General features: G+C 62.2%; 15 protein-coding genes. 7 read left to right on the top strand and 8 right to left on the bottom strand.

Going from position 1 to position 24,040, the window contains the following annotated elements; all coding sequences use genetic code 11:
• Nucleotides 1–47 precede the first annotated feature (47 nt).
• A complete protein-coding gene (locus Q390_RS0109300) occupies nucleotides 48–1,823 on the bottom strand; it encodes a TRAP transporter large permease (RefSeq protein ID WP_027995817.1) in 1,776 nt (591 codons plus the stop codon).
• A gap of 13 nt (nucleotides 1,824–1,836) precedes the next feature.
• On the bottom strand, nucleotides 1,837–2,457 hold the full coding sequence (locus Q390_RS0109295; protein ID WP_027995816.1) for a TRAP transporter small permease subunit: 621 nt from the start codon (nucleotides 2,455–2,457) through the stop codon (nucleotides 1,837–1,839).
• A 439-nt stretch (nucleotides 2,458–2,896) separates the two neighbouring features.
• On the opposite strand from Q390_RS0109295, the gene Q390_RS0109290 reads away from it, so the two are divergent.
• Nucleotides 2,897–4,588, top strand: a complete 1,692-nt coding sequence (locus Q390_RS0109290) for an AMP-binding protein (protein ID WP_027995815.1) — start codon at nucleotides 2,897–2,899, stop codon at nucleotides 4,586–4,588.
• A 45-nt stretch (nucleotides 4,589–4,633) separates the two neighbouring features.
• On the opposite strand, the gene Q390_RS0109285 is transcribed toward Q390_RS0109290, so the two are convergent.
• A complete protein-coding gene (locus Q390_RS0109285) occupies nucleotides 4,634–4,936 on the bottom strand; it encodes a hypothetical protein (protein ID WP_027995814.1) in 303 nt (100 codons plus the stop codon).
• 95 nt (nucleotides 4,937–5,031) lie between these two features.
• Between Q390_RS0109285 and Q390_RS18065 the strand changes: the two genes are divergently transcribed.
• The 5 genes from Q390_RS18065 to Q390_RS0109260 all read left to right on the top strand — a co-directional run bounded on the left by Q390_RS18065 (nucleotide 5,032) and on the right by Q390_RS0109260 (nucleotide 16,655).
• Nucleotides 5,032–5,715 carry an ABC transporter ATP-binding protein gene (locus Q390_RS18065; protein ID WP_051603149.1) on the top strand — a complete coding sequence of 228 codons (684 nt, stop codon included), beginning with the start codon at nucleotides 5,032–5,034 and terminating at the stop codon, nucleotides 5,713–5,715.
• A 523-nt stretch (nucleotides 5,716–6,238) separates the two neighbouring features.
• Complete coding sequence (locus Q390_RS20170; protein WP_156949870.1) at nucleotides 6,239–6,436, top strand: hypothetical protein; 198 nt, start codon at nucleotides 6,239–6,241, stop codon at nucleotides 6,434–6,436.
• Nucleotides 6,437–6,534: 98 nt separating this feature from the next.
• A complete protein-coding gene (locus Q390_RS18060) occupies nucleotides 6,535–14,778 on the top strand; it encodes a GH36-type glycosyl hydrolase domain-containing protein (RefSeq protein WP_051603148.1) in 8,244 nt (2,747 codons plus the stop codon).
• A 59-nt stretch (nucleotides 14,779–14,837) separates the two neighbouring features.
• Nucleotides 14,838–15,662, top strand: coding sequence for an undecaprenyl-diphosphate phosphatase (locus Q390_RS0109265; RefSeq protein ID WP_027995812.1), 825 nt, complete (start codon nucleotides 14,838–14,840; stop codon nucleotides 15,660–15,662).
• A gap of 30 nt (nucleotides 15,663–15,692) precedes the next feature.
• The gene (locus Q390_RS0109260) at nucleotides 15,693–16,655 is read left to right on the top strand and encodes a MipA/OmpV family protein (protein ID WP_245606889.1); all 963 of its coding nucleotides are present in this window, start codon (nucleotides 15,693–15,695) and stop codon (nucleotides 16,653–16,655) included.
• A gap of 17 nt (nucleotides 16,656–16,672) precedes the next feature.
• On the opposite strand, the gene Q390_RS0109255 is transcribed toward Q390_RS0109260, so the two are convergent.
• Nucleotides 16,673–17,494, bottom strand: coding sequence for an alpha/beta fold hydrolase (locus Q390_RS0109255; RefSeq protein ID WP_027995810.1), 822 nt, complete (start codon nucleotides 17,492–17,494; stop codon nucleotides 16,673–16,675).
• Nucleotides 17,495–17,691: 197 nt separating this feature from the next.
• Between Q390_RS0109255 and Q390_RS0109250 the strand changes: the two genes are divergently transcribed.
• Nucleotides 17,692–18,876, top strand: a complete 1,185-nt coding sequence (locus Q390_RS0109250; RefSeq protein WP_245606888.1) for an alpha/beta hydrolase family protein — start codon at nucleotides 17,692–17,694, stop codon at nucleotides 18,874–18,876.
• 56 nt (nucleotides 18,877–18,932) lie between these two features.
• Here Q390_RS0109250 and Q390_RS0109245 read toward each other — a convergent pair whose 3' ends face one another.
• Genes Q390_RS0109245 through Q390_RS0109230 form a run of 4 tightly spaced genes read right to left on the bottom strand, consistent with a single transcriptional unit; the run spans nucleotide 18,933 to nucleotide 23,858 of the window.
• Nucleotides 18,933–19,895: a hypothetical protein gene (locus tag Q390_RS0109245; protein WP_027995808.1), complete on the bottom strand. Its 963-nt coding sequence runs from the start codon at nucleotides 19,893–19,895 to the stop codon at nucleotides 18,933–18,935.
• Entirely contained in the window at nucleotides 19,892–21,607 is a 1,716-nt protein-coding gene (locus Q390_RS0109240; protein WP_027995807.1) for an SLC13 family permease, read from the bottom strand. Before Q390_RS0109240 ends, Q390_RS0109245 begins: the two co-directional genes overlap by 4 nt.
• Complete coding sequence (locus tag Q390_RS0109235) at nucleotides 21,604–22,689, bottom strand: hypothetical protein (protein WP_169737271.1); 1,086 nt, start codon at nucleotides 22,687–22,689, stop codon at nucleotides 21,604–21,606. The genes Q390_RS0109240 and Q390_RS0109235 overlap by 4 nt, the downstream gene beginning before the upstream one ends.
• Nucleotides 22,686–23,858, bottom strand: a complete 1,173-nt coding sequence (locus tag Q390_RS0109230) for a hypothetical protein (protein ID WP_156949868.1) — start codon at nucleotides 23,856–23,858, stop codon at nucleotides 22,686–22,688. The genes Q390_RS0109235 and Q390_RS0109230 overlap by 4 nt, the downstream gene beginning before the upstream one ends.
• Nucleotides 23,859–24,040 lie beyond the last annotated feature (182 nt).

Here is a 24,040-nt window from a genome sequence, read left to right as displayed (position 1 = left end):
CTATCAAATATAATTTTTGACAGCCCAAGCTGCGCAGCAGTACAAGGCTATTTTTTCTCGCCTTCCACGGCTTCCTGCATGGCCTTCAAAGGGTCTTCCTCTGTGGCGCCTGGCTCGGGCGGAGCGCTACTGTCTTCGGGGGACTGTTCGGAGGACGGCTCCGGCAGTTCGGGCGTCACCATGTCCGATTCCATCTGCTGGCGAATCTTGTCCATGTCATACACCTCGGGCTTGTCCAGGCCACTGGAGACAATGCCGGGGAAGCCGATGATCAGCCCGACCATGATGATCTGGATGAATACGAAGGGGATGGCGCCCCAGTAGATCTGCAACGTGGTGATGGGCTGGATGAGCTTTTTCGTCACCCGGTCGGTGTAGGCCACCACCGGCGCGACACTGCGCAGATAGAACAGCGCAAAACCAAACGGCGGGTGCATGAACGAGGTCTGCATGTTCACGGCCAACAGCACGCCAAACCACACCAGGTCGATGCCGAGCTTTTCGGCCACCGGTGCCAGCAGCGGCACGACGATGAACGACAGTTCAAAGAAGTCCAAGAAGAACGCCAGGAAGAACACCATGACGTTCACCAGGATCAAAAAGCCCATCTGGCCACCGGGCAGATTGCTCAGCAGGTGCTCGACCCAGCGCGGACCATCAACGCCTTGGAACACCAAGCTGAAAATGGTCGAGCCGATCAGGATGAACACCACAAAGCACGACAGCTTGGTGGTGGTATTGAGCGCCTGCTTGAGCAGCGCAAAGCTCAAACGCCCGCGCACCATGGCCATGATGAAGGCGCCCAGCGCGCCCATGGCGCCGCCTTCGGTCGGCGTCGCCACACCCAAAAAGATGGTGCCCAGCACCAAGAAAATCAGCAGCAACGGCGGAATCAGCACAAAGGTGACGCGTTCGGCCATGCGCGAGAGCAGGCCCATGCGGGTGATTTTGTTGAACATCGCCAGCAAAAATGCCAGAAAGACGCCGACGCACATCGACACCACGATGGTTTCGTCTTTGGCGACTTTTTCTACCGCTTCGCCAGTCCACCAGCTGTGCACGTCAACGATATGGTGGGCAAAAAACAGCGAGGCACCGACCGAGACGATGGTCAAGATCAGCAGTGAGGGCAGGCCGCTTTGGCCGTTGTCTTCGCGGATAGTGCGCGCCTCGGGCGGCAGCGCCGGCACCCACGCGGGCTTGAAAATCGCCAGCAAAAAGATGTAGGACGCGTAAAAACCGGTCAGGATAAAGCCGGGCAAAAATGCGCCTTTGTACATATCACCGACGCTGCGGCCCAGCTGGTCGGCCAAGATGATCAGCACCAGCGACGGCGGAATGATCTGCGCCAAGGTGCCCGATGCGGCAATCACCCCGGTGGCAATGCGCCGGTCGTAGCCGTAGCGCAGCATGATCGGCAGCGAAATCAGACCCATCGAAATCACCGAAGCCGCCACCACGCCGGTAGTCGCCGCCAGCAGCGCGCCGACAAAAATCACCGCCAGCGCCAGCCCGCCGCGCACCGGGCCAAACAGTTGGCCGATGGTGTCAAGCAGGTCTTCAGCCATGCCGCTGCGCTCCAGGATCAGACCCATCAGCGTGAAGAAGGGAATGGCCAGCAGGGTGTCGTTCTGCATGATGCCGAAGATGCGCAGCGGCAGCGCTTGCAGCAGTGCCTGGGGCAGTACGCCCAGCTCAATGCCGACGAAGCCGAAGAACAGGCCGCAGGCGCCCAGGCTGAACGCCACCGGAAAACCCAGCAGCAAAAAGACCATGAGCCCGCCGAACATGATCGGCGCGAGGTTGGTGGTAAAAAATTCCATGGTGTGTCTCTGCTCAGTCGGCCTTGGCGGCGCTGGTGTCGTGGCCTTTGGCCGCTTCGGCCAGGCGGCGGATGGATTCGGCGAGTTCTTCTTCGGCCGATTTTTCTGCTTTTTTCGCCGTGGGGTCGTCTATCAGCCCTTGCAGAAAAGCCAGGCGCTTGATCAGTTCAGAGAGGCTTTGCAGCAGCAGCAGACCAAAACCCAGCGGCATCATCAGGTACACCGGCCAGCGGATCAGGCCACCGGCGTTGCTCGACATTTCGTTCGAGGTGTAACCTTGGATAAAGAACGGGATGCCGTACCAGAGAATCACCAGGCACACCGGGGTCAGGAAGAAGACAAAGCCAAAAACGTCGATCCAGATTTGCGCACGCTTGGACAGGCGACTGGCCACCACGTCCACCCGGACATGCTCGCCCTGCAGCAAGGTGTAGCCGGCGGCGAGCAGGAAGGCAGCGGCAAACAGGTACCACTGCACCTCCAGAAAACCATTGGAGCTGTAGTTGAACGCCTTGCGCACGATGGCGTTGACGCCGCTGATAACGGTCGAGGCCAGGATGAGCCAGATGACGTATTTGCCGACCAGGCTGTTAAGCCAGTCGATACCTCGCGAGAATTTGAGTAAGGCCTGCATGTTGTCTCCAAAAAACCTTATGGGTAACAAAAAAGAGCGGCGTTGGCCGCCCATCTGCCCGGGTAGAGCAGGCAGCCGCAGGGGCACTGGGGCTGCAAGATTTTACGAAGCACTGTAGTCCTATTCTGACGATTGCGTGACGGTGTTCACCCTGCATTAGAGATGCTTTTTTGCTATTGAAAAAATAGCATTAAGATAATATCTGGTGACGTTTATCGGCATTTTGTCCTGGATTTAAATCCTGTCTTGAGGGCGATTCTGGCGTCTGGTGCAGCGTTGGTGTTTGCCCGTAGTGCGCCGCAGACAGCGCCCTGTGCAGCGCATGCACTCCTATACTGGGTTGCAGCCCGCACTTGGCTGTGCGGGGTCGTGCAGCGCAGCATCCCTGCTCCATGCGTGGGACGCTGCGCACTCTCCTTACTACCGCAGGAGGCAGCTCATGGGTCCTGTTTCACCTGACACGCTGGCTTTGCAGCGTTTGTATGCCTGGGGCAAAAAAGCCCGTGACCGGGTTGCGCTGACCCAGCCCCTGGGGGCGGGGGTATTGCAGGAATACACCTGGGCGCAACTCATCGACCAGGTGCAGCGCATGGCAGCGCACCTGCAGGCCCAGGGCTGGGAGCCGGGTTCCCGAGTGGCGATCCTGTCCAAAAATTGTGCTTGGTGGATGATGAGTGATCTGGCCATCTGGATGGCCGGCCATGTCTCGGTGCCGTTGTACCCGACGCTGTCGCATGACACCGTGGCGCATATCCTGGAGCACAGCGAGGCGCGTGCCTGCTTTGTCGGCAAGCTCGATGACTGGCCGGGCATGAAGCCGGGTGTGCCGTCCGGCATGCCGTGCATCAGCTATCCGGTGTCACCCGCCGATGCCCTGCGGGATTACGACGGCTGGGATGCCATCTGCGCACGCACTGCGCCGCTGCCGGGCGAGGTGGTGCGCGGTGCTGATGAGCTGGCCACGCTGATCTACACCTCGGGCACCACGGGACAACCCAAGGGCGTGATGCACAGCTTTGGCAATCTGGCTTGGGCTATCGACACCGGCGCCAAGCGCGTGACCCTGGGTCCCGAAGACCGGATGCTGTCGTACCTGCCGCTGGCGCATGTGGTTGAGCGGGTGCTGGTCGAGCATGGCTGGCTGTATGCTGGTCTGCAGGTGTACTTTGCCGATTCGATCGACACCTTTACCGCCGATCTGCAGCGCGCACGGCCGACGATCTTTTTTTCGGTGCCGCGTTTGTGGGTCAAATTCCAGCAGGCCATTTTGCAGAAAATTCCGGCTGGTCGGCTGTCTCTGTTGCTGTCGATTCCGTTGGTGGCCGGTCTGGTGCGGCACAAGATCAAAAAAACTTTGGGACTGGACCAGTGCCGCTTTGCCGCCGGTGGTGCTGCCCCCATGCCGCTGGCGCTGCTGCAGTGGTACAGCCGGCTGGGTCTGGATATTGGCGAAGGCTATGGCATGACCGAGAACTTGGCCATCTCGCACCTGACGGTGCCGGGCCAGAACCAGCAAGGCAGCGTGGGCCCGGTCTATGACGGCGTAGAGCACCGCATCGATCCCCAGACCGGTGAAATCCAGATGCGCAACGCGGCGCTGATGCTGGGCTATTACAAGGACCCGGAAAAAACCCGCGAAGCCTTCACCGCCGATGGCTGGCTGCGCACCGGTGACGAGGGCCGCATCGATGCCCAAGGCTGTCTGCATATCACCGGGCGCCTGAAAGACCTGTTTAAAACCGACAAGGGTAAATATGTGGCGCCGGCGCCGATTGAAGACAAGTTGGGCGCCCATGCCGCCATCGAGGCCTGCGTGGTGGCTGGAGCCAATTTGAGCCGCCCGCTGGGCTTGGTCATGCTCAGCGCGGCGGCCGTAGCGCGCACCGCTGATCCGGCCGGTCGCGTTGAACTAGAGGCCTCTTTGGCGCAGCACCTGGCCGACATCAACCGTTCGCTGGACCCGCATGAGCAGCTGGCCTGCATCGTTGTCGTCAGCCATGCCTGGACGGTGGACAACGACCTCATCACGCCCACCTTCAAGATCAAGCGCAACCGCATCGATGCGCTCTATGCCACCCATTACGAGGAGTGGGAGGCCTTGAGACAGCCGGTGGTCTGGGTCGATCTGTAGCGTCGCTGGCGGCAGCTGTTGGGGACGGACTGCCTAGCGCGAGCGTCAATCGCCGCCGAACTGTGCGTGCCAAGCGGCGCCAAAGGCGGGCGTACCGCTGATCGTCAGGGTGAGGGTGTAGCGGCCCGCTTCATGCGCTTCCTGCAAGTCGTGATCCCACTCACCGCCGTCGTCCAGTGGGCCGTGGCCATCGGCAAACTCGCCTTGCGCCCAGTGCAGCACCAGCGCCACTTCCGCCAGTAAGGCGTCCATTTGCGCCGGTCGCACCGAGGCCATGGCATCCCAAGTGCCACAGCCGGCGGCGTCTTCGCTGTAGTCAAAATCGAGGTAGTGCAATGTCGTGGCCATGGCGCGTGGGCGGAAAGTGCCGCTCGGGAAAGAGGAGGGCGGCATTGTCCTGCAAACCTGGCTGCGCTGCTGCCCCTTCAAACCACAGGAAACCCATGGACACGTTACCTGCCTCCGCCGCCTCCGCTACTCTTTTACAGGTGGATCACCTGCATTTCAGCTACCCGCAGCGCGCGCTGTTTCAACATTGGAGCGCGCGCATTCCCGCTGGCGTGGGGCTGGTGCGTGGGGGGGATGGCAGCGGCAAGACCACGCTGCTGCGCTTGCTGGCCGGGGAACTGGGTGCAGAGCAGGGGGCCTTGGTGCTGGCAGGCACGGCGCTGGGCAGCGCCCCCGAGGCCTATCGCGCGCAGGTGTTCTGGCACGACCCGCGCTCGGATGCGCTGCACCAGATCAGCGCGCGCGACTGGTGGCACAGCTTGCCGGCGCGCCACAGCGGCTGGCAGGCGTCGGCGCTGGCCGGGCATGTGCAGGGCCTGGGTCTGGAGGCGCATCTGGACAAGCCGATGTACCAGCTCTCCAGCGGCAGCCAGCGCAAGGTGATTCTGGCAGCGGGCTTGGCCAGTGGTGCTGCGTTGACCTTGATCGATGAGCCGCTGGCCGGATTGGACCGTCCGTCCATTGCCTACCTAGAGTGCGCGCTGGCTGCTCTGGCAGTCGCACCGGCCGGGCGTTGCGTGCTGGTGGCGCATTACGAGGCATTGCGCGGCGTGCCTTGGGCCGTGGTACTGGATTTGCCCGATGAAAACAGCGCCGGCTCTGACACGCTCGGTGGTTGAGAGACCGCTGATTGACAGCTGATGACACAGTGGATGCTATTTAATACATAGCTTAAGGCGCTTATTTTTATTGGATTTCAGCTATTAATATGCCTGAAATACAATTAATAAAAGCGCTTTAAGCTCATTTTTCAATAGCGCAGCTGGGCGCCACCATCGGCTGCCCATGGGCAAATTTCGGTAGAAAGGCGGACGCCTGCGGGCGGTACGCTGCTGCGCTCGCCCGCCCTGTCTTGAGGGGCGTTGTCTGACAGACGAGGCGTGTGCCCCGCCCTAGCATGGACTGGCACGACTCCTGCATCCCGCATCCTGATCGTCAGCGCTGTGTATGTATCGGCTGCAGCTGTTCGTTTTTTGCTTTACCGCTGTTTGAGAGCGCCGTCTCGGAACCCTGCCGGCGGCTGGGAAGGTTGAACAAGCAAAAAACTGTCGTTGTTGAGGCGCTTTCTGCCGTTTCCTGTTTCCTTTGGAACAGGTTTTCGGATGCAAGAAGTTGTCTGTTTTGTTCTTTAAGGAGGCCCCCATGTCAGATCGTCCCGTTCCCCGTTTTGTCTCTTTGCATATGGCCCAGATGTCCAGTCACCTGCAGCAATGCAGGTTGGCCCGTGGCTCTTGGTACCGTTTGGGGTGCGTTGCCGAGGCGGCACATGGGTTTTTGGCGCAGCGTTTTGTAACCACAATCGCGCTTGCTGTCGTACTGGTCGTCGCCAGCGGCTGGTGAGTGATGTGCTGTAGCCAAAGATGGGAATGTCCGTTTTTCAGCGCACTCCGTCTGCCAAGCCGGCAAGTCCCGCGCTTTTAGACCCGATACGAGGGGCCGTGGAGGCACCGATACGTGCCGAGATCTTTGGCAGTGCGCGTTTTGCCCAGCATGGCGCCAGCTTGGCGCAGGCACACCAAGCGCGTGTCCATGGGCGGATGGCGCCATTTTTTCCGCGCCTGCGCGACAACATCCGCGTCTTGCGCGAGGCGCACGACGCCATAGCCCAGCGCGATGCCGCCGGTCACCACATCGGCCCGGCAGGTGAATGGCTACTCGACAATTTTTATGTGGTGATGGCGCAGGTCAAAGAGATCCATGATGGCTTGCCGCGGAGCTACTTTCGTGATTTGCCGGTGCTGCTGGAAGCCCATCTGGCGGGCCTGCCGCGCATTTACGGCGTGGCCTGGGCTTTTGTCGCGCATACCGACAGCGCCTTTGATGAAGATTTGCTGGCCGATTTTTTGCGTGCCTACCAAGATACGCGTGAGTTGACGCTGGGTGAGTTGTGGGCCTTGCCCACCACCTTGCGCATGGTGTTGATCGAAAACCTGCGCCGCCTGTCCGAGCGTGTGGCCACCGCCCGGGCAGCCCATGCCGGTGCCAACGTCTGGTGCGATGCCTTGAAAATCAGTGGTCAGCCTGAACCCGCGCTGGCCTCGCTGCTGGAAAGCATGGCGCTGCGCGGTGTCGAGCAGGTTTTTGCTTTGCAGGTATTGCAGCGCCTGCGCACCGATCTGGCCGCGCAGGGCGCCCAGCCCGCCGGGGTCTCGACGGCCACGCTGCAAGAGATGCAAAAGACACTGGCCGAGGTGCTGCCAGATCCGGCCACGGCACAAATTCAGGAGCATACCGCCCAGGCCGCTGATGCCCTGAGCGTACGCAATGCCATTACCTCGCTGCGATTGTTGGGGGATGCGGACTGGCGTGGCCTGATCTCGCGCTGTAGTTTGCTGATACGTCAGTTGCAGGACAGTGCCATTTTTTGTGCTGAACGTGAAGACACCCAGGACGTCAGCCTGCATGCGATCGAGAAATTGGGGCGGCGTACCGGGCTGAGCGAATTGTCGATTGCCCGCGCGGTACTGAAGCTGATCGAGTCCTGCGGGCAGGAAGCGTCTGCCTGTTGTCCGGTGCTGCTCGATGAGAAACGCCAAGCACCAGGGTATTGGCTGCACGGACCGGGTTTGCCGCAGTTGTTGCAGGTGCTGGGAGCGTCGGGGCGCCTGCTGCCGTGGCGCAGTCGCCTGCAGCGTTTTATTGCGCCGGCGTATCTGAGTGTCCTGGCGGTCGGCAGCATTGGCCTGACCGCCTGGTTTGTGGCGCAAAACGAGCTGCCCGGTGCGTCCTGGCCCGGGCTGTGGGTGCTAGCGTTCCTGGCGGTTTGGCCAGCCAGCGAGGCCGTGATTGCAGTGCTGCACCGCTTGATCAGTGAGTCTGTGGAGCCCCAGCGCCTGCCACGTCTGGCGCTGGCCGCTGGGATACCACCGCAGCACCGCGTGCTGGTCGTGGTGCCTGCCATGTTGACCGACCCTGCCACCATGTCCGGTTTGGTGCGTCAGCTGGAGTTGCACTTCTTGGCCAACCCTGAGGATCAGGCGCAGTTTGCCTTGTTAACCGATTTCGCCGATGCCCAAGCGGCCCATAGGGAGGGCGATACGGCCCTGGTGGCGCAGACCCTGGCTGCGCTGGACGCGCTGGAAGCCCGCTACCCACGCAGCGCACCGGGTACACCCAGCGCCGCCTGGAGACCAGAGCGGCGTTTTTTGCTCCTGCACCGCGAGCGCATCTGGTCGGACTCTGAACAGTGCTGGATGGGCTGGGAGCGCAAGCGTGGCAAGTTGGAGCAGTTGCTGGGCGTTTTGGCTGAGCCCACCTCTGCTTCGCCCTTTATCGATTTGGGCGTGCATTCGCGCCCGGCTGCTGGCACGCTGTATGTTGTCACCCTCGACAGTGATACTGTGCTGCCGCCTGGATCGTTGCGCGCGCTGGTGGGCGTGGCGGCACACCCTTTGAACCTACCTTGCCTGGATACGCTGCGCCGCCGGGTGCTGTCGGGCTACACCATCTTGCAGCCGCGCATCACCACGCCTCTGCCTAGCCCGCAAACAGCAACGCCGTTTCACTGGTTCTTTGGCGGCCAAAGCGGTATTGACTCTTACAGTGCAGCCACGTCCGAGGTTTATCAGGATGTGTTTGCCGAGGGCTCATTCAGTGGCAAGGGGTTGCTGCACGTCGCGGCCATGCACGCGGTGTTGTCCGGGCGTCTGCCCCAAGAGCAAATCCTGAGCCACGATTTGCTGGAAGGCGCGCTGGCGCGCTGCGCTGTGGTGACAGACATCACGCTAATGGAAGACGCGCCCATGCACGCTGATGTAGCCTCGTCCCGGATTCACCGCTGGACACGCGGTGACTGGCAGCTGTGGCCGGTGCTGCTGCGCTGGCGCAGTTTCCATTTGTCCGGCATCAACCGCTGGAAGATGCTGGACAACCTGCGCCGCTCACTGGTGGCGCCGATGTCGGTGGCGTTGATCGCAGTCTGTCTGGCCAGCGCCACACTGTCACCGGGGCTGGCACTGGCACTGGTGGTGGCGGCGCTGGGCGCCGGACCGCTGCTGGGCGCTCTGGCTGGCCTGGCCCCGGGCCGAGATGATGTGGCGCTGGAGCATTTTTACCGCCAGGCACTGGCCGATGTGGTCCGCGCGCTGGGCAGTACCTTATTTGGTTTGCTGGTTTTGCTGCAGCAAGGACTGTTGCTGATGGGGGCCATCACTACCGCCCTGTGGCGCACGCTGGTCAGTCGGCGCGGCTTGCTGCGCTGGACGACCGCTGCCAGTGCGCAGCGGGTCGCACAACCCGGTCTGACCGGCTTGGCGATGCGCCATGCGCCGCCCACTCTGGCCGCTGTCCTGCTAGGAGCGCTCTGGTGGTGGGCTGGGACGCGCTGGCCGGTGCTGGCGGTGGCTGTGTGTGCCCTGTGGGCCGCCACGCCAGTCTGGATCTGGTGGGCTAGCCGCGCTTGGCAGTACGGTGGTGATGCGGTGCCCAGCACTCGCGACCGCGAATACCTGCTCGGTGTGGCACGCGACACCTGGGAATTTTTCTCCCGCCACGTTGGCCCGCAAAGCCGGCATTTGCCGCCTGATAACGTGCAAATGACGCCCCATGAGATAGTGGCCGAGCGGACTTCGCCGACCAATATGGGCCTGTATCTGCTGTCCGTGGCCTGCGCACGCCGCTTTGGCTGGATCACAACCGAGGAATTTTTGCAGCGCTGCGAGCACACCGTCGCCACCATGGCGCTGCTGGCGCGCCACCGCGGGCATTTTTTGAACTGGTATGACACGCAAACCCTGCAGACGCTGGCCCCGGCGTATGTCTCTACCGTGGACAGCGGCAACTTGTGCGGCCACTTGGTGGCCGTGGTGGGCGCCTGCCAAGAGTTGATCAACGGGCCTGCTGGGCTGTGCCAAGGCGAGTCCCTGCAACGGGTGCAGCGCCTGGCTGACCAGCTGCAGCACTGGGCCATGGAGCCGGAGTTTGATTTTTTGTACGACGCGCGCCGGCGTCTGTTTCATATTGGTTACCGGGTGGATGGGGCTGAACTGGACAAAAGTTTTTATGACTTGCTGGCCTCTGAGGCACGCTTGGCTAGCTTGTGGGGCATTGCCAAGGGCGATGTGCCGGTGACGCACTGGGCAGCCCTGGGCCGGCCTTTCTATGCCATGGACAGCCGTGTCGGCCTGCGCTCGTGGTCGGGTTCGATGTTCGAGTATTTGATGCCGGCACTGGTGGTGGCCGAGCCGGTTGGTAGTGCGCTGGAGCGTGCTGCGCGCACGGCAGTGGATGAGCAACAGGCGTTTGCGCGCCAGCACCGCGTGCCCTGGGGCATTTCCGAGTCGGCTTACGCTGCCAGTGACCAGACGTTGGCCTACCAGTACGCTCCGCAGGGGGTGCCGCGACTGGCCTTGCGCCGCACGCCGCCCGATGAGCTGGTGGTGGCGCCTTACGCCAGTGTGCTGGCCGCCATGTTTGATACCGGCCGCGCCGCTGAAAACCTGCGCTGGTTGGAGCGTCTGCAGGCGCGCGGTGAAATGGGTTTTATCGAGGCACTGGACTTCACGCCCGAGCGGCAAGTGGAAGGAAGCACCTTTATCCGAGTGGATACCTTCATGTCGCACCACCAAGGCATGTCCATCGTGGCACTGGCCAATGTGCTGCTCGGTGGCGCGCCGCGGCGCTGGGCCATGGGCCAGGGACGACTGGAGGCGATCGAGTTCTTGTTGCAAGAGCGCGTGCCGCGAGAGGTTTCGCGCTTGGTGGCCCCTGAACCCCTGCGGCGGCGGCGTCCTGAGCAGCCGGATGCGGCGGCTGCACGCGATGCGTTGCCCGGCGCGCAGGGCTTGCAGCCCACCTTGCTGATGTCCAACAACCGCTACAGCGTGTCGCTGCGTGCCAATGGGGCCGGCTGGAGTCGCTTTGAGGGTGCCGATCTCTCGCGCTGGCGCGATGATGCGTTGCGCGATGCTTACGGTACATTTTTTTATCTGCGGCGGCATTCGGCGGGCGTTGCGTCCACGCCGGTGTCACTGACCCAGCACCCGGCTCCCGATGCCCATGCCCACTACAGCGCCACTTTTCACAGTGACCACCTCAGCCTGCACGCCCAGTGGCCTGACCTGCGCAGTTGCTGCACGGTATGGGTCAGTCCCGAGGATGACATTGAACTGCGCAAGGTCGAGTTATGGAACCTTTCAGATCAGCCCATCACGCTGGATGTGTTGTCGCTTTGGGAGGTTTCCTTGCTCGATGCACGGGCTGATGAATCACACCCGGCATTTGCCAACCTGTTTGTGCACGCTGAATGGGACAGCGCCAATCAGGCGCTGTATTTTGTGCGTAAGCCCCATCTGGAGCGACAGGAGCCGCTGCACGCGGTTCATTTCATTGCCCACACCAACTATGTCCTGACCAAAGTGCAGGCACAGACCGACCGCGCTCTGTGGTTGGGGCGCAACCACGACGCCGCGCACCCGTTGGCGTACTACGACGATGCCGGACTAGAAAAAGCCGAGCGCGCCACCGGACTCGATCCAGTGGCCTCGTTGTCCGTGGGCATCACCATTCCGGCGCTGGCCAGCGTGCAGATCACGCTGGCCAGCGCTGTAGCGCGCAGCCGCGATGCACTTGAAACCCTGGTTGATCGCTACCGCCAGCCGGCTGTGATCGAGCGTTCCACCATCATGTCTGCCACCTTTGCCAGTGTGCGGATGCGTGAGTTGGGCCTGACCCTGGCAGAGCGCAACGCCATCCAGACCCTGACCACGCTGTTGACTTTGCTGCACGCGCGGCCTTTTGCGTACAGTGCCGTGGACCAGTTCCATGCCGTGTTTGATCGACGCGTGCTGTGGCGTTTCGGGCTGTCTGGCGAGCGTCCGCTGATCATCATCAGTGTCGGTGCGGTGCACGATTTGCGCCCAGTGCGCTCTTTGCTGCAGGCGCTGCGCCTGTGGTCTTGGGGCGGTGTGCTGTGCGATCTGGTGATTCTCAATACCGAGCCGTGGTCTTATTCGATGCCGGTACAACTGGAATTGCGTGCCCTGAGCGAGCGCTATGCCAGCGACATGAGCAGCGCGCCGGCGCGTGCCTGTGGGCTGCATGTGCTGTATGTCACCGACATCACGCCACCCGAGCAAGTGGCCCTGAACATGATGGCGCGCATTTATCTGCACGCCGATGGTCGAGCGCTGTCCGCGCATGTGGGCGAGCTGGTGCAGTGGCATGACGACAGTCTGGGTGCGCGGACCGAGCAAGCCGTGTCGATATTTCCACCGCTGCGCCCCGCCGCCAGTGGCAGTGCTGCGGTAGGACAATTTGATGTGGCCAGCGGAGCCTATTCTTTTCAGGTGTCACCCACCTGCCGGCCGCCGCGTCCGTGGATCAATGTGTTGGCCAATGCCGGTTTTGGTGCGCATATCTCCGAGGCCGGTGCCGGCTACAGCTGGGCTGGTAACAGCCGGCTCAACCAGCTCACTGTCTGGACCAATGACCCGGTGGCCGACACCGGCGGTGAATGCTTCTGGCTGCAGGACCTGCGCACGCGTGAGATCTGGAACATTGGGCCGGGGGCGGGTTGTGCCGATGCTGCCTACACCGTCGAACATCGCCAGGGCAGTACCACGCTGCGCCACCGGCGCGGCGATCTGGAGGTCAGCGCCACCTGGTGTGTGGATGCCGCGCAGGCGCTCAAGCAGGTGCGCATTGCCGTGCAAAACCAGGGCGGACGCGCAGTAAACCTGCGTGCCATCGGTCTGCTGGAGTGGGTCATGGGGGCGCAGCGTCTGGACCGGCAATCGGTGCGCGCGGCTTTTGTCGCCGTGCCAGCGCCCGGTGGGGATGCTCTGGCGGGCGATGTGCTGCTGGCCACGCAGTCTGATGACCAGGGTGCCATGGGGGGCAATACGGCGTTCCTGATGGTGTGGCGCGAAGGCGCGCCGGATGCCCATTTGCGAGACTGGACGTGCGACCGGCGCGAGCTGTTTGACCCCAGCGGCCAGCGGGTCATCCCTGACCATCTGGGCGCCCAGGCTATTGCCGGGCTGGATCCGTGTGCTGCGGCTTCCGTCAAGCTCCTGGTGCCGGGCGGCGGGCAAGCGGCATGTGTTTTTGTCCTCGGCCATGGCGCTACCCGTGCGGAGGCACTGGCATTGGCCAGTATGTGTTTGGCGGAGAGTGCCCAGGAACGCGAAAGTGCGGTGCTGGCGCACTGGAATGAATTGCTGGAGGCCGTGACGGTGCAGACGCCGGACCCGCTGTTTGACGCCCTGACCAACCGCTGGCTGCTCTACCAGACGGTGGCATGTCGCTTGTGGGCACGCGCCGGTTTTTACCAAGCGGGTGGGGCGTTTGGTTTTCGCGACCAGTTGCAGGACACCATGGCGCTGGCGCTGGCCGCGCCGCACCTGCTGCGCCAGCAACTGCTGCTGGCGGCGTCGCGCCAGTTTCAGGAGGGCGATGTGCAGCATTGGTGGCACGAGCCTACGGGGGCGGGGGTGCGCACGCACTGCTCGGACGACCTGCTGTGGCTACCTTATGCCACGGCGCGCTACATCGACATCACCGGCGACACGGCGGTGCTGGACGAAGCAGTGCCCTTTCTGGAAGGAGCGCCGATCCCACCCGACACCCAGGACGCTTACTACGTGCCGCAGATCAGCATCCAATCGGCCACCCTGTATGAACACTGCGCGCGCACTCTGGAGCGTAGCTTGACCGTGGGTGTGCATGGTCTGCCGTTGATCGGCAGTGGCGACTGGAATGACGGCATGAGCCGCGTTGGCGAGCAGGGGCGCGGCGAATCGGTGTGGCTGTGTATGTTCCTGTGCCAGGTGGTGCAAGACTTCATGCCACTGGCGCTGGGACGCGATGATTTGGAGCGCACGGTGCGCTGGGACGTGGCGGTGCAGGGCTGGCGCAATGCGCTGCTCACTGAAGGCTGGGACGGTGCATGGTTTAAGCGGGCCTTTTTTGATGACGGTACACCCCTGGGCACGCACAGCGCCGCCGAGTGCCGCATCGACCTGATTGCGCAGGCTTGGAGCGTGCTGGCGAATGTAGCCAGCCCTGAGCACCAGCGCACGGCCATGGAGTCCGCAGCGCACCTGCTGGTAGACGAGGTGCACGGTCTGAATCGCCTGCTGGATCCGCCGCTGCAAGACGCGGCGCCAAACGCTGGCTACATTCAAGCCTACCCACCTGGTGTGCGCGAAAACGGTGGCCAGTATTCCCATGGCGGCGTCTGGAAGCTCATGGCCCAAGCCCGTCTGGGCGATGGCGATGGTGCCTACCGCACCTTCACGCAGCTCAGTGCCGCACACCGCAGTGCTGACCCGCTGCAGGGGCCGGTCTATGGGTTGGAGCCCTACGTCATGGCCGCCGATGTCTATACCCACGCGCCTTATGTCGGGCGCGGTGGCTGGAGTTGGTATACCGGCTCGGCGGCATGGATGTACCGCGCTGCGGTCGAATCGATATGCGGCTTGCATGTGCGCGATAACCAGGTCTGCTTCAGTCCACACCTGCCGTCGCACTGGCCAAGCATCAACGTGACCTTGCGGCGCGCCGGGCGAGTGCATGAGTTCATGGTGTGCGCTGCCGATGCGCCCGAGGCACTGGCGCAAGCCCAGGCACGTGGTGCTATTCAGTGGCATACCAATGAATGGTTGTCGCTGGACACGGTGGGCAACCACAGCTGCTATCTGATCGTGGTGCCGACACGGGAGAAAGCTGCGCTGGTGACCTAGCTGGCGCTGTGCGCGCAAGGATAATTACCTCCTTTCATCGACATCAAGCAGAGGTACGCGTGGATATTGTTTTGCTGGTCAAGGCCGCCATCATGGGCGTGGTTGAAGGTCTGACCGAGTTTTTGCCTATTTCTTCCACCGGACACCTGATTTTGGCCGGCTCCCTGCTCGGCTTTGACGATGCCAAGGCCAAGGTGTTTGATATCGCCATCCAGACCGGCGCCATTTTTGCCGTCATCCTGGTGTATTGGCAAAAAATCCGCGCCACGCTGGTAGCGCTGCCGACCGAGCGCCAAGCGCAGCGTTTTGCACTGAATGTGCTGGTGGGCTTTTTGCCCGCCGTGGTGCTGGGTCTGCTGTTTGGCAAGGCCATCAAGGAGCATTTGTTCACGCCGGTGGTGGTGGCCAGCACTTTCATCCTGGGCGGCTTCATCATTTTGTGGGCTGAGCGGCGTCCGGCGACGGCAGTGCGTGTGCAGGAGGTGGAAGATATGACCGTGCTGGATGCACTCAAGGTCGGCTTGGCGCAGTGCCTGGCCATGGTGCCCGGTACCAGCCGCAGCGGCGCCACCATCATTGGCGGCATGGTGCTGGGCCTGTCGCGCAAGGCGGCTACCGACTACTCGTTCTTTCTCGCCATTCCGACGCTGATTGGCGCCGGGGTCTACAGCTTGTACAAAGAACGCGCCCTGCTGGCGGCCGCTGATCTGCCGCTGTTTGCCGTCGGCCTGCTGTTTTCGTTCCTGAGTGCCTGGCTGTGCGTGCGCTGGCTGCTGCGCTACATCAGCACGCACAGTTTTGCCGCCTTTGCTTACTATCGCATCGCGTTTGGCGTGGTGGTGTTGTTCACCGCCTGGACCGGCATGGTGCGCTGGGCGGATTGATCAACCCACGTATGAAAGCTGCCTGCCCCCATGAAAGCTGCTCGCTACTTCCATCAACGCTTGGGCACCAAGGACATCGGTGCCGCCCGCTACGTTCCCTGGCTCCTGGGGCTGACTTTGGCTTGCCCTGTGCAAGCGCAGCAACAGCCGCGCGAAGTGCAAGAGCCGCAGCCACAGGCCGCCTTCCGGGATGTGGACACCTCTGTGCCCGCATCGGCGGCGGCCCCAGAGGCGCCGGCAGCATTGACTCCTGCCGCCTCCGCGCACCACTATGCGCTCGGTATGGCGTATGGCTGGAGCCCTACCTACGTCGGTAGCAACGATCACAAATCGTACCTGCGCCCGGTGCTGTCGCTGCAGTACGGGCGTTTTCGGTTTAGCTCTTCGCGCGGCAACGCGGTTCTGAATCACGGTTTTGATGACCGTGGCTCGGGCGCCAGCGCCCTGTTGGTCGAGCGCGCGCGCTTCCATCTGAGCACCTCGGTGCGTATCGATGGGGGTCGCAGCAACTCCGATGATCCCCTGCTGCAGGGCTTGCCCGAGGTGCGCTCGACGCTGCGCGGACGCATCAGCGCCGGCTATGCACTCAGCGAGCGCTGGTCGGTCAATGCCGGCCTGTCGCAAGACCTGCTCGGGCGTTCGGGCGGTGCGCAGCTGAACACCAGCCTGCGCTATGCGTTGGATCTGACGCCGCAGACCACGGTCGGCGTGGGCTTGGGCGCAGCCTTTGCCAATAGTACCTATATGCGCAGTCATTTCGGTGTGCCGGCGTCGGCTGTCGGCACCAGCCCGTTGTCTCCTTTTGCTCCGGCTGCAGGTCTCTACAACGTCGATATGGGGCTGGACGTGATGACCGCACTGAGCCGGCGTTGGGTGGTGTTTGCCAATGCCGGGGTATCGCAATTGCGCGGCGACGCGCGCCGCAGCCCGCTCACGCAGCGCGCCACCAACTACGGCGTCTTGGTCGGCGTGGCGTACCGCTGCTGCCGTTGAGAGCGGTTTTCTATGGCTCAGGCGGTTGTCGGCGCCAGCGTTGATAGATTGAGCAGCGCGGCCTCGATGGCCGCTGCCGTGGTCCGCGGCTGCTCCATCGGGAATAAATGCGTGCCGTCGAGCATCATGATCCGCCCGCCGGTCACGCGCTGCGTCAGCGCCATGCCCACCTGGCGCATCTCTACCGAAGCGCGTCCGCCAATAAAACTGGCTGGACAGCGCAGCGGGTGCTGGCGCAGCAGGGCGTCCAAGTTGTGCGGCAGCGTGTTGTAGATGGCGGTTTCGACGGCGCGGTCAAAGCGCAGTACGCGCCGTCCCTCTTCATCGTGCAGGCCGTGCGTCACGTAGTCGCGCAGCATCTGCGCATCCCAGCGGGCAAAAGCCTTCTTTTTGCGAAAATGTTCCAGCGCCTCTTCCGTGCTGGCCCAGCTGATGCGGCGCTGGCGGCTCACGCGTCCGGGTGAGACGGCACTGACGATGCGCGTGCTTTTGGCCATGCCCACCGTGGTGGCACGCCAGCCGCTGACCAGCGGCGAGTCCAGCATCAGCACGCCGCGTACCCCTTGTGGGTGCTGCGCCGCCGCCATCACGCTCAAAATACCGCCCAACGAATGGCCCACCAGAAACACTGGCTCCCCGGTCTCTTGCACCTGCTGGCGGGTGAAGTCAGCCAACTGCTGCACCAGATGCGGCCAGTTGCTGGTCACCGGGTACTGCGGATCGTGGCCAAAGCGATCGACCGCGCTGACCGTAAAGCCGCGCTGGTGCAAATGCTCAAACAACACGCTGTAGGTGGCGCCAGGAAAGCTGTTGCCATGTGCGAAAACAATTTTGGTCATGAAAAACGGGAGGCCTGCAGCTACCGGTCTGCTGGCGCGTGCCTTTTGCAAAGGCGCAAGTATGTACGCCCCGCCGGGTGCCGGCCTGCTCCTGCGCGACAGGCTGGCGCAGCCGCATATTCTTACTATCATTGCGCTTCTCATTGGAGGTACCTGTGGTGCGCAATTTTTCATCTCACTGTGCTCGTCTGACAGGCGTGGCGATACTGGTTTTTTCTTTGGCGGCCTGCGGCGGTGGCGATAAAGCGCAGGACAGCAGCGGTAATGCTGGCAACGATGGTGGTGGCAATACGCCCGTACAGCCGTCCGATCCAAATAGCCAGGGCACGCTGCAGGCGGCGACCCTGCTGGGCACCATTGCGCAAGCCGACATCAGTGCTGCCGTGGCAGATAAGGAGTCGCTCGTGCAAGGTCTGCAGCCGCGCTACGCCGTCACTTCGTACCGGCTGGAATACCTCACCATTGGTGCGCAGGGGCAAGCGGTGCGCGCCTCGGGGCTGGTTAGCGTGCCTGTGAAGCCCGCTGGCGCCAAAAGCCCGCTGCTGTCCTACCAGCACGGCACTATCTTTCGCGATGCCGAAACTCCCAGCAACAACGCTGTGGCCTCTGAAGTAGCCGTAGTGATGGCCTCGCTGGGCTACATCGTGCTGGCGCCCGATTACGTCGGTTATGGCGTCAGCAAGGGCACACCACATCCCTACCTGCAGTCAGCACCCATGGCGGCGTCGGTCGTAGACTTTCTGACGGCCGCCAAAACCTGGCGCAGCCAAGAGGGAGTGGTCGATAACCAGCAGCTGTTTCTGACCGGCTACTCCGAAGGCGGCTACGCCACCATGGCAGCGCACCGTGCCCTGCAGATGAACAACTCGGTGCACTTGCAGCAACTGCGTGCCGCAGTCCCCGGTGCTGGCCCCTATAACGTGCAAGTCACGCTCGACAGCCTGATTAATATTGTGCGCAAAGAAAATTCCTTGGTGGGAGCGCTCATCAACCCGGGTTTTCTGCGCTATCTGGGCGGCAGCGCACAACGCGAAGTGCGCCGTGCACTGCTCAGGGAGCTCCTGCCGGACGATGCCGATACCGTGATCGATCCGCTGTTTCTGGACAATTTTCTGGCGGATAACGTGGCCGCCACCGCCCGCATCAGCAATGTGCACGACTGGCGCCCGCAGGCGCCAGTGTACCTCTACCACGGCCGGGACGACCGCACCGTGCCCTACGCCAGTTCCACCAGTACCCTGGCTGCCATGCAGGCACAAGGCGCAGGAGAGCTGGTCAGCCTGACCGACTGCCCTGCCACGCCGTCAAGCCACATCGGCTGTGTGGCGCCGTTCATTGGTTTCATGCTGGGTAAGCTGGCGCCGATAGCGCAGGATTTGTAGTCTTTTTTGATAGCTGCTCGCGCTTGCTGGTACAGCGCTTGCGGCTTTTTAGGCATTCAAGGTCCGGTCAAAAAGCCGGCCAGTCGCGCACTGAGTACGTAAAAGGACGGCAAGGCATGGTGCTGGCGCGCCACGAAATCCTGGCGCAAGCCCACCGCCATCTCATAGGGTGGCGTGGGCTCAGGTAGCGCAGCTGTACCGCGCGCCAGCGCTGCCAGTGTGGCCTGCGCCAGCAACTCGCCTCGCTGCTCGGGAGCCTGTAGTAACACCAGGTCAGCGCCCAGTTCCAGGCTTTCAAGTCGGGAGGCCAGAATTGGGTTCGGTGTGGATCGCCGCAGTGCCTGCAACAGGCCTGTTTGGGGTTTGTCCTGTGTGTCCTTGTGTTGTGCCCCCAGTTGTGCCCCCAGCGTGCGGCCGACGAACACCATGTCCGGTGCAGCCAGGCGGACAGCATTCGCCAGTACACGGGGCTCTAAAACCACTGCCTGCCCCAAAGACTGGATGCGCAAACCCACTCTTCGGGCGGCATCCCCCAGTAAGCGGTATTCCAGCTGCCCTTCCTGGTCGTCCCCAGGCAGCGCCAGCAGCAGGCCGCCTGGGGGGGCGATGTCCGCCAAGACCTTGGCCCACGCGGCCACATAACTGCCCTGATCGATCCTCAAAGAGGGTGTCTCCGGCATCGACACCACGATGGGCTGTGCTTGCGCGGTTTGGCTATCAAGACATTGGCGCGCCTTCAGCCCTTCGGCGATCACTGCGTCAGGATCAAAAGCCCGTAGTTGATCCAGCACGCGGTGGCACACCCCAAGGTCAAAGCCCAGATATTGCTGGCGCAGTTTGAGGTGAGAGACTTGTCCCAACATGGAGCCCACCCCTTGGCCAAAGGCGCGCACTGCCGCACTGTCGGCTGCGCCCTCGTGCAAGACCAAAATCCGGCGGCTGTTCATATTGGTCACCACCGCCCCCATCGCCAGCAGCAAAAACAGCGCGACCCAGGCCCAACGCAGGGTGCGGCTCATTGCAAATACCCCAAGTGATACCAGTAGGGAATCGATACCACCAAGGCCAAAAGGCGACAGACTTGAATGCGGGCGTTGCTGCGCAGCATCCCAGCACTCTGGCTCTGCGGCATATTCAGGGATTCGCGAAACAGGATGTAGTCTGTACTCTGGTGCGGAAAAAACCATATTTCACTGGCGGTCAGCACTACAAATCCGACCACCAGCGGGTTCATGCCATGGGTATCCGCCAAAGGCAGCAACACCGCACACAGTGTGGTGATGCACACCAGCGCCGGCAACACCAGCCGCAACAGCACCACCGCGATAGCCAGCAGCAGTAGAAAGGCCACCTGCGCTTCACGCATCAGCTGCTCTAGCAGTCCCATATTTCCGGCGATCCATTCCTGTATGCCCATATGGGAAAAGCTGCGTGCAAAACCTACGGTACACAGCAAATAAATCAGAATCGGCCAATGGATATCCTTGTGCAACCGGTCGACAGAAAGCACACCTGTCGCCAGTAGCAACAGCAGCACGAAGAGCGCCAACCAAGCCGTTTCAATGTGGTGAACGTTGCCCAGCGCTACACCCAGCGTGAGGCAGGCCAATGCCACGGCCGTGATGGCTTCGGCGGAAGAGAAGCGTGGCAGGACGGTGGGCTTCCATGCGCCGGCACCGGTATCTTGGGGGCGTTGACCCGCTCGGCCCACCAGTCCCAACGCCAAACAAACCCCCATCACCAGCGTGTACACAGCGGCACACTGGAACCAAGTGAGCCAGTTGACATGCGGCTGCCAGTGCTCTGGCAGGATGCCCAGCACGATGAAATTGGCCGGATTGCCCAGCAAAAATGCGGTGGAAAACAAGGTGCTGCCCGACAAAGCGGCAAAGGCCAGCACCGCGCTGTTGCCGGGGTGCGCCAGCACCTTGACCATCGGCGCTACCAGTTGTAATCGCCCAGCAGTGCTCGGAATGAACAAGGTCATCACCGCGCCCACCAGCACCAGACATGCTTGCAACATCCGCGTAGTGTGCGAAAAACGCCGTAGCAGCACACTCAAAAGGCGCTCCATTAGTCCGCTGTGCTGCACCGCAGAACTGATACCAAACATGCCAAGCAGCAAGAAAAAGCTACCGCTGCCAAACCCTGCCAGCGCCTGCGCAGGCGGCAAGTGGCTGACCGCCATCATCAACAGCAGCGCCAGCAGGGCACCAACAAACGGCGGTGCCAAGCCCAGCACCCACACGCACAAGCCGGCGCTGATGGCCGACAAAAATAGCAACCACTGTGCCAGCGTGTCGCCGCGCCCGCCAAGTAGCAGCATGGCCAAGACCGGCAACCCCAAGGCCAGCAGCCAGCCCCAGACTTCGCGTGCCGACAGGGCAAGGGCGCTGGCGGTCATTTCAGCGGGTGCTGGCGCGCACTCTAGGTACGCACGGCAAGCCTCCTGATCCTGTAGCAGCACCCGCAGGGGATCGCTGGGAATCAGCCACCCTGAGCCGGCTCCGGCGGGCAGTAGCGGCGGCGCAGTCCACTCCAGTTGCAGCGCTGCCACCAAGGTGAGGGCTTGTCCGTCGCGCGTCCAGCCCAACACCACGCTGTCTTGCGCCATGCGTGCCAGCTCGGATGTGTCCTGCCAGACCACGGCCCGCGCCATCGTTTCCAGTAAATAACCGCTGGAGCGGTCGATGTGCCGCCATAAAGGATGCTCGCGCAGTGGCAGAGTCATGGCGTGCCGCTGCCGATCAAACGGCCAGAAATACGTGCGTAGTAGGTATCCATGGCACCCAAGGAGAGATGGCGCCGTTGCATTTGCTGCGGATTCAAAATCAGCGCGAAGTCTTGCGTCAGCAGGTGTTTCTGGTGCTCTGGCAGCGCCGCAGGAGAGGCACCTTCTCGGGAGATATGCAGCGCCATTTGGGCTGCTACCTCGCCTTGCTCGATGGGCGATGGCAGGATGCCCATCGGTATGCCGTCAGACACGGCATAGGCCGACAACGCCGTCATCGGCAGCTGTAGGCGCGCCAACACCGTGTTGGCCAACAGCTGTCTCCACGCAGCGCGGGACAAACCCTCGGGCCCGGCAAGGTTGCGATAGTCACCAATAACCACCACATCGGCCTGCTGGGCAATTTCATCCAGCGCTTGCTGCCATTGTTCTAAGGTGGTGCAGCGCCACGCTCCGACAGGTTGCGCCGCCTGCCAAACATGCGCGGCGAAGCCTCTGGCCTCTTCTTCTGCCGCTGAACCGGTGTCCGAGAGCAGCGCAATGCGTTGAGGCTTAAACGGGCCCGAACTGGCTGCCTGCACGCTGCTGAGTTCTGCGAGCTGCAACAGAGTGCGCTCAACAATCGGCCAAGGCGTGCGCTCGGCAATTCCTCGAACCTGGGGCATGGCACTGTGTGACAGTGTTCGCTCTTGGTCTTCGATACCGCTATAAACAATCTGCGGCGTGCCTTTGGCCAGATAAGCAGCGCCCACTTGCGCTTGCGCGAGATCATCTACCGCCAAGATCACATCGGGCCGCCAGCGGGCAATGAAGCGGCGGACTTCGGTCATCTGCGTGACCGCCTGCTCTTGGTTATGCGCAGAGAAATAAATGCGTTGCAGGCGGATGCCACTGTTTTGGTCAATGACACGGTCAATCCCGGCATCCACGCCCCGAGTCCACGGAATCCGCTCGCTCTGGCTGTGCAATACCAAAATCGCCGGACGTCGCATCCCCGTCCACGCCAGCGCCGCAACCATCGCCACGACCCCCATGGCCACCCAAAAACGGCGCTTGCGCTGCATCCCAAGGTGTACCGTCACCATCCATACCACCCTGCCCAAGCATAGTACGCAGCGCATGTTCCCCACGTCACAGGGCGGCGCAGAGTGTTCCAAGCCAGTTGCCAGCGTGTGACCGCCGAGCCAGCGGTGTTGCGACAGAACATGAAATCAACCAGATGGAACGCCACCAGCACCGACAGGGCGGTATTGAGCAGATCGTGTCCATGAGTGGACGACCAAGACACGGCCAGCACCAGCGCGGCCACGATCGTCACCCCTGGTGGCAGCACCATGCGCAGAAAAAATAAAAAAGGCAATGCTAAAAATGTACCGCCGGCATCCAGGCTCCAGGCTGGCAGGGCCGCCGCAAAACTAGCGATCAACCCCGGCAGCACTGTCGCGATAACGAACAGTTGCCAGTCCACCCCCCGGTGGTAGCTCTGAGGGGGCAGAATCTTCAAAGCAAACAGCGCCACCATGGCCAACAGCGATACGAGACCGGGCGCGAATCCATGAAATGGCTGCAGCGCCACCATCAGCACTAAAACCACGGCAATGGCACCGGTGCATTGCATGGCAAAGCGGTCTTCTTGCGGCACTGGCACAAGCTCTGGCACCGGGGGTGCAAAGTCTGGCGCAAGCGGTGCCCGCCACTGTGCATAGGTGGCATAGACCAGCGCCAGCAGTAGTAAAGGCCAAGTGCTCAACACCCAATGGGCTGGGACAAACCGGTCTAGTCCGCCCATCGGCAGCAGTGCCAAAAGCATTAGGTTGACCGGATGGGCGGGTAGCCATGCCAGCCGTGCCGCCAGCTGCGCCGCACTGACCACATCACGCGAGACAGCGGGTGATGCGCACCACGGCGCTAGACAAAAACTACGTGTCCAGCGGCTGGCCTGCATGGGCGATGGCAACAAAGAAAAAACCATTGTCAGCCACAGCACGGCGGGTGGGCGCAGCCCTTGAACACCCGGCGTCTGTAGGCTGCGCAGCGCGTAGGCCCACAAAACGCCCAGTAATCCACACTGCTGCGCCGCTACGCACACAGCAAAGGAACCCAGCCACCACAGCGCCACATCACTGACCGCGCCGGTCAGTAGCAGGGCAGTAGAAGCAAGGTCAAACAGGCGCATGGCCAGCAAGGCCAACAAGATCGAAAAAATCCGTGGTAAGGACGGAATCATCCACAGCCCCAGCAGCAGGGCCATGGTCAGCCAGATGCCAGCCTGCCGACTACTAGCACCCAGCAGCACGGGCAGGAGCGGCTCCCATTGATAAATGAGCGCGCCGAGCAAGGCAGCCGCAGCGCACAAAACCCAAGCGGCAGGATGTGAAAAACCATCAGGCCACCGGCCCTGCCGGGTGGTCTGGGGGCGCTGCTGCACCCGCA

The sequence above is a fragment of the Simplicispira psychrophila DSM 11588 genome (genome assembly GCF_000688255.1).
Taxonomy (GTDB): Bacteria; Pseudomonadota; Gammaproteobacteria; order Burkholderiales; family Burkholderiaceae_C; genus Simplicispira; species Simplicispira psychrophila.
This window is presented reverse-complemented; position numbering and strand designations above follow the sequence as displayed.